Consider the following 12,576-nt stretch of genomic DNA (forward strand, 5'->3'; position numbering starts at 1 on the left):
ACAAGTCAGTCAAATGAAAAGCCGGATATATGTCAGCAACCAATACCTCATCATTGTTTACCCTTGCAATCTGGGAGGTGTTCATATATGTCCCGCAGATTGATTTTATTCCTTTGATATAATTGCTTGAATTTATTGCTAAATAATTCGAAGGAAAAATGAAACAGATGCAAATATTATATTGATTACATACGCTGAGTGCCTGCTTTCTCGTATATTGAGTTAAATTTACTTTTCGGTATTATTGAATATAAACAATATTTGGAATACTCTTCGCTAAATCGAGATAAAAAACAGACGCGCTAGTATTTAATTCAGGTTGCGTCAGAATCAACTGTTAGGCTAAAAAGGAACTTCAATGAAATATTTGACCGTAGTGGTAATGGTGTTGATTTCATTAAACGCTAACGCAGAGTCAGTTGGAGACTGTAAAGGAACTCCGAGTTCAGCAGTAACGTCTTTGCCAGAGCCGCTAAATAAGTGGGGACAAATAGTCTGCACACCATACGGCCACATCATAACAAACAAAGAGGGTTGGATTTGGTCAAATCCTGGAAGCTATAGCCCTGTAATGATTCCATCTCAAATGGTCCGCGATAATCCAGAACCACTCGCTAACGAATCATACTTTATCAAGATAGAAATGGGCGAATTATCAGGTAAAGAGGCTCAAGAATCAGTGAATCTATTTGAAAAGGGTTTTGATACATCCGAGAGCAAGCCCAGTGTTTACTCCCTTAATGTCACTTCTAGTTCAGGTAAGTCGCTTGATTTTAAGTTCTTTGATTATGGTAATTCTCAGTGGGGTATGTGGTGCAACAAAGAGTGCGATCCAAATTCGAAGTTCATGCTATTAAATATGGCCAAAGAGCCTAACCAGTAAAGGCACAGGACGCAGCAAAACTGCGTCCGTGCTTTAGACGTTAGGCATTAAGAGGAGTATCGATGTTCGTTCTGAAGCATCAAGATGGAGATATAGAATTTGAAACCAAAAAGGGTGGTTTTGCCGAAGTTGATTCAAAACTATATCTGTCGGTTGAGACGCAAGTGATTGGTGAGGATGCTTTTCCCGATTGCTATATGTTTGTACTTGATGGCTTTCCATTAGATGGTTCGCTTGAAAACTCTAATATTGATATTTCAACTAATCCCAATGATGAGCCGCCAAATGTTTATGTATACACAACATTTCACGCTTGTGAAGTTAAAGCAGACTTAACAATTAAAGTTCTATCCGAAGACGAAATTTCAGTAAAACTAAATGTTATTTCTGAAGATGTAAATTATTACAATGAGAAGGCGAAATCGAACCTATTTACAGGTGAAGTAAATTTGCAGCGGAAAGCTATAGGTGAAATGTGGATACCGTCATAAAGCCTAACCAAGCGTGGCAAGACGACAAATTTTTCGCTAAGTCGCTCGCAATTTTCGTTTGCACTTGGCGTTAAGGCTCAATAATGAGACACATTGCACTTTGTTTAATAGTCCTATATCAGAAATATATTTCGCCAAAGAAAGGGTATCGTTGTGCGCATAGAGTTCTGCATAATGGTCCTTCTTGTTCGAGTTATTGTGCAGATAATCTACGTAGACATGGATTTATCAAGAGTATTGCTAAAATGCGGTGGAGATTTCGCGAGTGCAATGAGGCTGCGATGGAGCTTAATGAACGAAAGAAAAATCCGCGAGAGAAAAGAAAGCAAGACGATGACGCTGACAAAGCATGCTGGATTGCAGAGGGTCTAAGTTATGCCTGTTGTTTTTCGCTTAGCTAGCCTTAACAAGGCCAGTCAGTTTGACCTCCATAAATTGCTGGCGGCGTTATGTTCGTGAAGGGAGTATATGGATAGCCTTGATAAAATAAATTCAAGTATTGAGAAAATGGTAGAACGGCTAACTTCTCAAATTGGGCATTATCTTTCGGATGATAAATTAAGTTTAAGTAAACTAGCCTCTAATTTAGAGTGGTTTTTAACTTGGCGTATTAAGCTTGAAGATCTAGAAGATAGAATGTGGTGTGACGGTGTAATAGATCTTGAAGTATCTAAGTCGGGAAGGCACTCTATCAACCTGAAAGGTCGCGCATATGTCGGCCCTGAAAGTGATGTCATGACTATTTATAAGTGTAGTCTTGAAGGTCAGATCGAATTATCAACAAAACACGATTTCATAGAGTATTATAACTTCAAAGCTGATGTAAATGGAAAGCTCTTTGAAATCGTCAAATGAACATAACCAATCAAGGCAGCATATGCTAACTACGCCATTCTGCTTGAGGCGTTAGAAACTTATGAAGCAAGAAAGTATTTCATCATTATTGGTTAGGTTGAAAAAGGCTCCTAAATGGGATTATAAGTCTCTGATTGTACAAAGCTCTAAAAGATATGCAGATCTCACTTTAGTCTTAAAAGAGGGTTATATACAACTGCAGTATTCTGATCCAAGATTTCTTGGCTTTATAAAAAATAGTAAGTTTAAAAAGTTTTGTTATACAGAAGGAATTGGTTGTAAGAAGGAAAGTAGTGGAATGATTAGCGAAGGATTGCCATGTTCTAATCCTGACAAACTACAAGCCCTAGTGTGCCGCTACTTTTCTAGTGTACATAACTTAAATGGTAATTTTCCTGTTGTTTTAACAGGAATAAATATATAGATTTCTAACAAAGCGTTGTTAAACACCTCAAAAGGCGCGGTCAACTGAATTTACAGAGAAAATTAAACATCCATAACTTAGTGCATTTCATTTTAGAAAATGCGATGAGTTATACATTTCTCAAAAACATAGCATCGAATTAATAAATAATTGAAGGAATAAAGATGTTTGAATCGAAAGATCCAAATAAATCAGATAACAACTCAAATATAGGCCTAGGTATTGGGTTGGGAATGAGCATTGGCAGTGGAGTGGGTACTGCACTTGGAGTAGCAATGGACAATATTGCAATGGGCCTTCCAATAGGTATTGGTTTTGGTATTGCCATCGGTGTGGCTTTTACTAAATCAAAAGAAAAGCGCTAATATTCAAAGTTATATGCCAAAATCAAACATTCTGTTGTGCGGCTGGCTATAAAAAAACAGTGTTGTTTGTCTTCAGCTGTGACAGCCATTTTGTTGAAATATTGAATCTAATATTATTGGTTGAATAAGTGATGCATGATCTATTAAATTAACTTCTATTAAATACGCTTTCTCTCCACCTTAATCGTTAATTCAGCAGGAGCGCGACGCAATGAAAGACATCTCCGGGATCGATGAAGACGGTAATCCTAAGAATGGCCCTTTTAAACTCTTCTTCAAGAACGGTCTTATCTCTTGTCAGGGTGAGTTCGACAACGGAAAGAAATCAGGAAAGTGGAAGTATTTTCTCAATAATGGCCAGATGCAGTCCTCTGGCAGTTTTAAGGATGGAAAGATTGTTGGTCGGTGGAAATGGTTCTACAAGACTGGCGAACCACGGGCGACCGGTGGCTTCGACGATGAAGAGCAGAAGCATGGTGCATGGAAGCGTTATCATCCCAATGGTCAACTCTGGGACGAAGGACGTTTTATACACGGCAAGAAGAGTGGTGTTTGGAAAGTTTACGATGAGGCAGGTGAGCTTCTAAAGGCGCAAACTTTCAAGTAGCGGACTCTAGGAGCGTGGCTTTAATTGTGCTTGCTTCAAGATAAGGTGCGGTCAACCCTCTGTGTCGTCTTGGTTGTTTACTTAAGTCCCATTGTTCCATGAGTTCCATTGCTTAATTATTCCCCGTGGGTGCTTAAAGTTGAGGGTGACCGCAATCTGTTGAATCATTGTTTTGTTCGTTATCTGAATTTTTAATAGAGCACCCTAACAAGAGCGCTCTAATTAAATTCAAACTTCTGAGTTAGTGGGTTATTAGCGCGCCTACCACAATACCAAAGGCGACTTCTTCCCAACCCGCTCGATAGTGCCAGTGCGGGCAATAATGATCGTGGTAGTGATCGTCTAAGTAATCGTAGTAGTAGTCGTAAACCCATAATGGATAATGCGCGACCAGTCGAATGTAATGATTACGGTACGGACGATAGTAATAGCCATTGTGATGATAATGACGATACGCATGCCCACGATGGTATTTTTTACGCCAGTGACTTAACCGATCCCGGTGCCAGCCATGACGTTTCTTATCAAACTTTCGATATTGTTTAACCGCATGACGTTGATGTTTCTTTTTCCATTCACGTCGATGATTTCTATCCTGCGCAATTTGATTGGAACGGCTGTGTCTTACTTTTCTGCCATCATCATGGCGATTGTGCCGATTATTAACTGTACTGTGTCGTCGGTTGTGTTTGTCCTTGTCTGCACCGCGTTCATTTCGAGTGGTGTGGTTTCTGCGCTGCGAATGGGTATCGTTGCTGCTGCGAACATTGCTGTCTCGAAAGTCTGAACGTCTATCATCCGACATTCGGTTAAACGGCTTTCTGTCGTCTCGGTCGGCACGGTGAACATGGCGCTGCTCACGTTGATTAACGCGGTGCGCAGGTTTGGTTCGGTGCTGCCGAGCATTGGAGTGCTTTTGCCCTTGAGATGAGCGTACTTTGCGCTCCCGATCACCAGAGTCTCGGGCTTCAACAGTTGGTATGGAGAGCGCTAGACCCAGCAGAGCGCTCAGCAACAGTGGCAGGGTTTTCATCAGTTGTTACCTCTTTATTTCCACGATGTGGATCATATTAGGCAAAGTAAACTGAATTGAGGCTGAATTGGCGTACTCAAAGCCAAAAAACTCTCAGTTTGCCATTTATGTGCATTGGCTAGTAACTAACAGCTATTTAAAAGTGGCTGCTAAATAGCTAATAATATTAAAAAATACATCTGAAGCTATTGGCTCAACAGAATAGAGTGAATTAGCCTGTTTCTATTGATAACAATACCCCATTAAGCGAAGAATAATTGTTCGAACAAGCGTTTATGGGGCAGAGCCAGAATTTATGGCGCAAGAATTTCGCAGCAAATATTATGGAGCAAACGTATATGGAACAATTGATTAATGAACAAGAGTTCCCACGAATCAAACGATTACCCCCTTACGTCTTTAACGTTATTGGTGAGTTAAAGCAGGCCGCGCGAGCTCGTGGTGAAGACATTATTGATTTGAGTATGGGTAATCCGGATCAGGCGACCCCGCAGCATATTGTCGATAAGATGATTGAAGTGACGGCGGATCCTCGCACCCACCGTTATTCACAGTCGCGCGGCATTCCGCGCCTGCGCCGCGCTATCACCAACTGGTATCAGCAACACTTTAATGTTGATCTGGATCCCGAGTCAGAAGCCATTGTGACCATTGGCTCGAAAGAGGGCCTGGCGCATCTGGCGCTGGCGACTATGGAGCGCGGCGATTCGGTGATTGTGCCGAACCCTGCCTACCCGATTCATCCTTACGGTTTTGTGATTGCCGGTGCTGAAATATTGCACGTGCCATTGACCGATCACGAATCTTTTTTTGAAGGCGTAGAGCAAACCCTTCGAATGACCTGGCCAAAGCCAAAAATGTTATTGCTGAATTTTCCGGCCAACCCAACCACCGATGTGGTGGATCTGGCCTTTTTTGAACGCGTTGTCGCGATAGCTCAGCAGCATAAAATATGGGTGGTACACGACCTGGCTTATCACGACATTGTGTTTGATGGCTATAAAGCGCCCTCCATATTGCAAGTGCCCGGAGCGAAAGACGTGGCCGTGGAATTCTATTCGTTATCGAAAAGTTACAATATGGCCGGCTGGCGACTCGGTTTTTGTTGCGGTAATCCAACACTGATCAAAGCCCTTGCAAGATTAAAGTCGTATCTTGATTACGGTATTTTTACACCCATTCAGGTTGCTGGTATCGCCGCCTTGGAAGGCCCACAGGATTGTGTTGAAGAAATACGACTGCGCTACAAATCACGGCGTGATGTGCTGTGTGATGGATTAAATAAAATCGGTTGGCCAGTGAAAAAACCGAAAGCCACCATGTTTGTCTGGGCGCAAATTCCAGAAGCCTATCGTAAAATGGGCTCACTGGAATTTTCTAAATGGTTGTTAAAAGAAGCCAAGGTGGCAGTATCGCCAGGCATAGGTTTTGGCGAGTATGGTGATGAGTATGTGCGTCTGGCGTTAATTGAAAATGAGCAACGATTAAAGCAGGCATTAAAAGGCATACAACGTGCGTTTAAATCATAATTAAAAAGCTTTAAGCTTTAAGCTTTAAGTTTTAAGTCTTAAGTTATAGGATTTAAGTTGTAAGTCTCAGTAAATAATTCAATGTCTGTAATTCTATTGGGGGCGTGCCATTCTATAGGGATGAAAATAGGGGGGGACTCTTCCTTGAGTCAGAGAGGTAACTCCTTGGTTGATCGGCGATGAGCATCGCACTTGGTTGAGGTTTATTATTGATAAAAAACTGATAAAAGATTGATTAAAAACGTTTATCGGTTGCTCGACGAGTCTGTAACTTCTGCACTCTGCTTGGTTGGATCAGCCGATAACAACTCAATTTCAACGCGACGATTTTTTCGCTGCATCAGTTCGCTTGAGCTGTTAACAATTGGTCGGGTTTCACCATAAGCGTGCAAGTTAATCGTAATAGGGTTGTTCAGCAGTTCATTTAATTTGGCTTCAACCGCTTTTGCCCGTCTTTTCGATAAATCAAAGTTATAGTTTTCGCTGCCCACTTCATCGGCATGGCCATGCAACGCAATTTCCTGTGCATTAACTTTATTTAAATAGTCGATCCATTCGGCCAGTTTTTCCGCTTCCATGCTGCTGATTTCAGTGGAATCAAACGCAAACTGAATTTTACTGGTTGGGCCTTGTACCGGTTTTGAAACTTTCACAGGTTCAGGCTGTTGAGTTTCTACCGGACGGGTTTCGGTGATCGCCGAAGACGTTTGAGAGTCGGTAGACGAACACCCGGTGATCAGTAAGGCTGTCATCGTTAAAGTGAGAGAGATAGTTTTCATTATAATTTCCTTAGTTGATAGTCAATGCGTGTTGACGATTATTATTTGCTGATGGAATGCATTTTATTTTGATTATTAAAAAAGTGATGCGCTCTATGCAGAGTGTCGTGATAAATAACCTGACTGCTGGCAGCATTTTGTTGTGTGTTATTGGTTATGGTGACAAGAACATCATCGTCCGACTCTTCAGAAGGTCGTCGTTGAGTAATAAATTTTTCCAAAGGACGAAACGGTGAAATCACACATAAATAATTTCTTATGGAGTCCACTCCGTCGAATTTTTTAACAGTGCTATTAACCTGCTTTTTTTGTTTTTCGTGAAATACAATGCCAGAGATAATGGCGGTTGAGCCTTTTATTTCTACCCTTACATAAGGGCGCCCCGTTGCTGTTAATATTCGACTGTTCATAATAGTGTACCTCGCATAAAAATTGAGTAAGGGCACCCAGGGTGCCCTTTGCGCTCGAACGATTATTTGATTTCTTTAACGAACTGAGCGTATTCTTCTTTGCTGATTTTTTTGTTGTTGTCTTTGTCAAACTCTGCAAACATTGCCTGAAGTTGTGGCAATACTTGAGCTTCTTGTGCAGAGATAGAGCCATCGACATTCTTGTCAATTGTTTTAAAGCTTGGCGCTTTAGATTTTGCGTTCTTGCCAGAAGCCAGATCACCAGCATTGGCTACAACAGAAACAGATAGAAATAAGCTTGTCAGTAGTAATGTTTTCATGGATTTCTCCTATTCATTTATTTAAGTGAACTTAACAATGGTTCACCTTGGTTATTACAGATACCGTGCCAACTTTGAAAAATATTTAATTATCAATAAGTTAAGTTTGTTTTACTGGTGAGTTAGAAAAATTATTTAGAAAAAAGCCAGAAAACTGGGATGGGGTTACTGTTTTCGTTGCAAAAAGGCAACTAGAATGGCTGCAATTATTAAAACCCTATGTAAATCAATCATCTAAGGTGTTGCCAAATAGCAACCGGCAATCCAATTCAGCATCGGGTTAACCGTGAGGGCGTATGAGTAAAGGGAAGATTGGTCGATTATCCATTTTGCAACGTTGGGCAATTTCGTTGGTGTTGTCGCTGTTACCGTTTACTGCAACCGTTGCTTATGCCATCTGGACCATCGACAGTCAGAGCCGCAGTCAGTATCGCAGTACTCAGGAAGTATTGGCGTTAAAGCAGGCCAGTTATCAGCTATCGGAGCAGCTTAACGGTCTGGAGCGAACCGCACGGCAATACGTGGTGTTAAAAGACGAGAAAATACTGCAACTGTTAAATACCCGATTGACCGCGTTTGTTGAAACGCAGAATCGCTTGTTAGCCAACCCGCTGATTGAGCCCAAGGTTAAAGTGAGCATGACGCAGCTATTAACCTATTTAAACCAGCAGCTTCGGGCAATGACAGAGAATAGTCATTCGGCATTGTCGGAAAACAGCAATAACAACCAGCAAGTAAAAACTAACGGCAAGAATGGCGAGCCATCAAACAGTAAGCAAAATAATAAAAACAAGTCCGCCTCTGAAACAGAAAATAAGACAAATGAAAAAGCGATAGCCGACTCAAAGCTATCGACGCATAAATCTTTTATTGAAAACAAAGACAGGTCAGGAAACAAAGACCCGGTGTCTGGAAATAATGATCGGGTTTCTGGAAACAAGGGCTCTGCCAGTAACACGGAATCTCAAAGGTCGAATGTTTCAGAATCCGCTAATACAAAAACTTCGTTAAATGAGCAAACAAAACAGACGCCATCGGTCGAAGCGCTTTTTAAAGATTATTTCAAAAAGCTGGCGGTGATTGATGTGCTGGTTCAAGACACCATTACCAATCACCTTCAACAAACCGAGCGACATCTTAAAGATGCGGAGCAACTGATTTTATTGTTAGGCGGGCTGATTATTCCACTTTCAATTCTGTTGTTTATGATCAGTTCCCGCACCATTATCCGGCCGATTCATGCGCTAAGTAATGCGATTAATCAACTGGGACGAGGCCGCTGGCAGCAAAGCATTAATATTGAAGGCCCCATTGATTTGATGGTACTGGGGCAGCGGCTGGAGTGGATGCGCCGAAAACTGAACAGTACCGATCGGCAAAAGCAGTTGTTTTTGCAACACGTTACGCACGAATTAAAAACGCCCCTGTCAGCCATTATTGAAGCCGCATCGTTATTATCCGATGGTGTCCCAGGCGAGATAAATGAGCGACAGTCAAAAGTATTGTCCATTTTGATGAACAATACCGAGACCTTGAACACCCTTATCCAGCAGCTGCTCAATTACAATGCTGTGGTTACCAAACATCCGGTTCAGTTTACAGAAACCAATATTAATCAGTTAACCGATAAGGTGGTAAGCCAATTATCTTTTGAACGTAAAACGGTTACCTGGAACTTGCCTTCGGAGCAAACGACGGTGTTAACCGATCAGCAAAGAATAGAAATGGTACTGAAAAACTTATTGTCCAATGCGGTTTATTATTCCGGGAATGACGTCACCATTGATATTAAAGTGGAAATTAATGCGTCGTCCTGGTGTCTTATTGTTGAAGACAATGGGTTTGGCATTGAAGAGGATGAAGTAAAACAAATATTTGAACCTTTCTTTCAGGGCCGTTCAAAAAGAACGGGGCCGATTAAAGGTACCGGTATTGGCCTTGCCATTGTGAAAGAATGTGTAAACTCGTTGCACGGAAAAATTAGCGTTGACTCTAAACCCGGTCAAGGCACTCGATTTGAATTAACTTTTCCTGAAAAAGGAAGCTATATATGAATGCGATAAAAATAATGCTAATACTGAGTATTCTGGTATTAACCGCCTGTCAGTCACAGCGAAACAACAGTGGTAATCACTTTGCAACGCCGTTAATGCAAAGCGAACAATCACTGCCAGAACTCTCCGAGGTCTTGTTGTATCGCAGTCAGATATGTCAGAGCGATGCTGATAAACAGGAACAATGGTTGCAACAATATCGAACCATTGAAAAGCGCTGGGCCGAACTGGAACGACTTATTATTGCCAGTTGTCGGCCGGATATGACGCCAGGCATATTAAAAAATCAACTGGTTAAATTAAAAAAGCAGGATAAATGGCCGAGCGATTATAAAGCTTTGTTTGCACTGATGAGTGCGCAGCTTAATGCATTAAACAACAGTGTTGAGCAAAAGCAGCAAACCATCGATCAACTCAATAAAACCATTGAAGCACTAACCCGAATTGAACAGGACCTTGAGTCCCGAGAACGATAAAGCCCCGTTAGGAAAATGAATATGTCGCAATCCGATACAGTCGATCCATTATCCAGTCAGATAACTAAGAAAGCATCGAAGACTTCATCGTCTCAAAATGGCACGTCAGGAAAATCGGTGCTGGTAGTGGATGATGACAGAGGCTTATTGCAATTAATTGAAATGCGCTTGCAGGCCGAAGGTTATCAGGTGCACTGCGCCGAGTCGGGCGAACAGGCTCTGGATATGTTGGAGCAAATTTCGCCGGCTGCGGTTATCAGCGATTTAAAAATGGATGGTATGGATGGCCTGGCCTTACTGGAAAAAATTCATCAGGTTCGCCCGGTGTTACCGGTTATTATTTTAACCGCGCACGGTTCTATTCCCGATGCCGTTTTAGCCGCACAAAAAGGAGTGTTTGCGTTTCTCACCAAACCCATTAATAAGCAGGAGTTGTTTTCCAGTCTTGAGCAGGCTTGCAAAATTAATGGTAACGAGCAGGAGGAGCAATCAACCTGGTGCGATTCGATAATTACCCGAAGCGCGAAAATGTTTGAGTTAATGGAACAGGCGCAATTGGTCGCAAACAGTGATGTTAGTGTGCTGGTGCTGGGTGAAAGTGGCACCGGTAAAGAACTTGTCGCCGAAGCCATCCACAACAGTAGCCCTCGCTGCGAAGGTCCATTTGTGCCCATTAACTGCGGTGCAATTCCGGCGGAATTATTGGAGTCGGAATTGTTCGGTTATCGCAAAGGTGCATTTACCGGAGCGACAAAAGATTACGATGGTTTATTTGTGCAGTCGAACGGCGGCACGTTATTTCTGGATGAAATTGGCGATATGCCGATGTCGCTGCAAGTAAAATTATTACGAGTGTTGCAGGAAGAAAAAGTCAGGCCTCTGGGCAGTGGTCAACAAATTAGTGTTAATCTTCGCGTTATCGCAGCGACCCATCAAAAACTTGAGCAATCGATTGCCGACGGAAAGTTTCGGGAAGATCTCTATTATCGATTAAATGTAGTGAGTTTACAGTTACCACCTTTAAGTGAACGAAAAGAAGACATTCCTTTATTGATTAACCACTTCTTAAAAAATATTGCCAATAAAACAGACAAGCCGTTAAAAAAATTCGCAACGGAAGCTATGAAACTCGCCATGCAATATCACTGGCCGGGCAATATTCGGCAACTGCAAAATTTGGTGGAAAAAACGGTTGCGCTTTGCCCCGGTCAGGTGATTTCAGAAACGCTGGTTGCCAATAGTTTGCCGACACAATCGCAACAAGTGTCGCCGTTAACGGAAGCCAAACAACACTTCGAAAAAGACTACGTGAAACACCTGTTAAAACTTACCGATGGCAATATCCCGGAAGCTGCCGAAATTGCCGGAAGAAATCGCTCCGACTTTTATAAAATAGTTAAACGACATGGTATTGATGTCGATCGGTATAAGTTTTCATCGGATGAAAGTTGACAGCTTGTGTCATTAAATGTTGCGATGATAATAACGCTAGGTACAAAAAGTATTTAAATCTAACAGGAGTAACATATGTCAAAAGTTATGTTAATTACCGGTGCATCCAGTGGTATTGGAGAGGCGACCGCTCGAAAAGCGGCGGAGCAAAACTATAAGCTGATTTTGACTGCTCGGCGTGAAAAGGTACTGCAGCAAATGGTTTCTGAGTTTGGGGATGACAATGCGATTGCTATAGCCGCAGATGTTACCGATTTTGAAGCGTTAAAAAAGGTTGTGGAGTCAGGGGTTAATAAGTTTGGTCGCCTTGATGTTGCATTTGCCAATGCTGGTGCGGGCGTATCACAACCCGGTACAGAGCAAGGCGATGTCAAAGAGTGGGATGACATGATTAACTTAAATATAAACGCTCTGTTATACACTGCTAAATTAACCTTGCCGTATTTACGCAACAGCACCGGTCATTTTATGATGATGGGATCGGCTGCCGGACGCAACACCATAAAAGGTTCCATTTATGGGGCAACCAAGTGGTTTGTACACGGATTTGCCAATAATTTAGCGGAAGAAATGAAAGAATGGAATGGACGCTGCACCACGATTGCTCCAGGTATGGTTAACACACCTTTTTTCGATGAGCCTAAGACCGATAAGCTTGATCCTGATGATGTTGCTGAAGCGGTGCTCTATGCTGCGAGTGCAAATCCGCGAAATACTGTAAGAGAAATTTATTTAATGCCATCTTATTAAAATACTTTTTACGATGGGTTGGTAGCGGTGTAAAAAATATTTATTAGCAAAGTCATTATTAGCAAAGTATTAATTATTAAAGTATTAAAGCCTATTGGCTGATTAACTGATGTAAGCTGAGTTTGAAAATAAAAAGCCAGAGCTTCAA

Annotated in this window: 16 protein-coding genes; 12 read left to right on the top strand and 4 right to left on the bottom strand. The window is 41.8% G+C overall.

Annotated features, from left to right (window positions below):
* Positions 1-358: 358 nt before the first annotated feature.
* The 7 genes from C8D97_RS16330 to C8D97_RS16360 all read left to right on the top strand — a co-directional run bounded on the left by C8D97_RS16330 (position 359) and on the right by C8D97_RS16360 (position 3,625).
* Positions 359-883 carry a hypothetical protein gene (locus tag C8D97_RS16330; protein ID WP_109764876.1) on the top strand — a complete coding sequence of 175 codons (525 nt, stop codon included), beginning with the start codon at positions 359-361 and terminating at the stop codon, positions 881-883.
* A gap of 62 nt (positions 884-945) precedes the next feature.
* A complete protein-coding gene (locus tag C8D97_RS16335) occupies positions 946-1,374 on the top strand; it encodes a hypothetical protein (protein WP_109764877.1) in 429 nt (142 codons plus the stop codon).
* An 83-nt stretch (positions 1,375-1,457) separates the two neighbouring features.
* Entirely contained in the window at positions 1,458-1,775 is a 318-nt protein-coding gene (yidD, locus tag C8D97_RS18615; RefSeq protein WP_109764878.1) for a membrane protein insertion efficiency factor YidD, read from the top strand.
* 67 nt (positions 1,776-1,842) lie between these two features.
* Positions 1,843-2,229, top strand: coding sequence for a hypothetical protein (locus C8D97_RS16345; RefSeq protein ID WP_109764879.1), 387 nt, complete (start codon positions 1,843-1,845; stop codon positions 2,227-2,229).
* Between the two features lie 61 nt (positions 2,230-2,290).
* Positions 2,291-2,653: a hypothetical protein gene (locus tag C8D97_RS16350; protein WP_109764880.1), complete on the top strand. Its 363-nt coding sequence runs from the start codon at positions 2,291-2,293 to the stop codon at positions 2,651-2,653.
* Between the two features lie 164 nt (positions 2,654-2,817).
* Complete coding sequence (locus C8D97_RS16355) at positions 2,818-3,018, top strand: glycine zipper domain-containing protein (protein WP_109764881.1); 201 nt, start codon at positions 2,818-2,820, stop codon at positions 3,016-3,018.
* Between the two features lie 211 nt (positions 3,019-3,229).
* On the top strand, positions 3,230-3,625 hold the full coding sequence (locus C8D97_RS16360; protein WP_109764882.1) for a toxin-antitoxin system YwqK family antitoxin: 396 nt from the start codon (positions 3,230-3,232) through the stop codon (positions 3,623-3,625).
* 241 nt (positions 3,626-3,866) lie between these two features.
* Here C8D97_RS16360 and C8D97_RS16365 read toward each other — a convergent pair whose 3' ends face one another.
* Positions 3,867-4,658, bottom strand: a complete 792-nt coding sequence (locus tag C8D97_RS16365; protein ID WP_109764883.1) for a hypothetical protein — start codon at positions 4,656-4,658, stop codon at positions 3,867-3,869.
* Between the two features lie 338 nt (positions 4,659-4,996).
* Between C8D97_RS16365 and alaC the strand changes: the two genes are divergently transcribed.
* Complete coding sequence (alaC, locus tag C8D97_RS16370) at positions 4,997-6,187, top strand: alanine transaminase (RefSeq protein ID WP_109764884.1); 1,191 nt, start codon at positions 4,997-4,999, stop codon at positions 6,185-6,187.
* A 245-nt stretch (positions 6,188-6,432) separates the two neighbouring features.
* On the opposite strand, the gene C8D97_RS16375 is transcribed toward alaC, so the two are convergent.
* The 3 genes from C8D97_RS16375 to C8D97_RS16385 all read right to left on the bottom strand — a co-directional run bounded on the left by C8D97_RS16375 (position 6,433) and on the right by C8D97_RS16385 (position 7,696).
* Complete coding sequence (locus C8D97_RS16375) at positions 6,433-6,966, bottom strand: OmpA family protein (RefSeq protein WP_109764885.1); 534 nt, start codon at positions 6,964-6,966, stop codon at positions 6,433-6,435.
* Between the two features lie 41 nt (positions 6,967-7,007).
* Positions 7,008-7,376: a BON domain-containing protein gene (locus tag C8D97_RS16380; protein WP_109764886.1), complete on the bottom strand. Its 369-nt coding sequence runs from the start codon at positions 7,374-7,376 to the stop codon at positions 7,008-7,010.
* A gap of 62 nt (positions 7,377-7,438) precedes the next feature.
* On the bottom strand, positions 7,439-7,696 hold the full coding sequence (locus C8D97_RS16385) for an EF-hand domain-containing protein (RefSeq protein ID WP_109764958.1): 258 nt from the start codon (positions 7,694-7,696) through the stop codon (positions 7,439-7,441).
* A 296-nt stretch (positions 7,697-7,992) separates the two neighbouring features.
* On the opposite strand from C8D97_RS16385, the gene C8D97_RS16390 reads away from it, so the two are divergent.
* The 4 genes from C8D97_RS16390 to C8D97_RS16405 all read left to right on the top strand — a co-directional run bounded on the left by C8D97_RS16390 (position 7,993) and on the right by C8D97_RS16405 (position 12,428).
* Complete coding sequence (locus C8D97_RS16390; protein WP_109764887.1) at positions 7,993-9,750, top strand: ATP-binding protein; 1,758 nt, start codon at positions 7,993-7,995, stop codon at positions 9,748-9,750.
* A complete protein-coding gene (locus C8D97_RS16395) occupies positions 9,747-10,226 on the top strand; it encodes a hypothetical protein (RefSeq protein ID WP_109764888.1) in 480 nt (159 codons plus the stop codon). The genes C8D97_RS16390 and C8D97_RS16395 overlap by 4 nt, the downstream gene beginning before the upstream one ends.
* 21 nt (positions 10,227-10,247) lie before the next feature.
* A complete protein-coding gene (locus tag C8D97_RS16400) occupies positions 10,248-11,678 on the top strand; it encodes a sigma-54-dependent transcriptional regulator (RefSeq protein ID WP_109764889.1) in 1,431 nt (476 codons plus the stop codon).
* A gap of 75 nt (positions 11,679-11,753) precedes the next feature.
* Positions 11,754-12,428 (top strand): SDR family oxidoreductase, encoded by a 675-nt coding sequence (locus tag C8D97_RS16405; RefSeq protein ID WP_109764890.1) that lies wholly within the window; start codon positions 11,754-11,756, stop codon positions 12,426-12,428.
* The last annotated feature ends 148 nt before the right edge of the window (positions 12,429-12,576 follow it).

The sequence above is a fragment of the Pleionea mediterranea genome, from assembly GCF_003148745.1.
Taxonomy (GTDB): Bacteria; Pseudomonadota; Gammaproteobacteria; order Enterobacterales; family Kangiellaceae; genus Pleionea; species Pleionea mediterranea.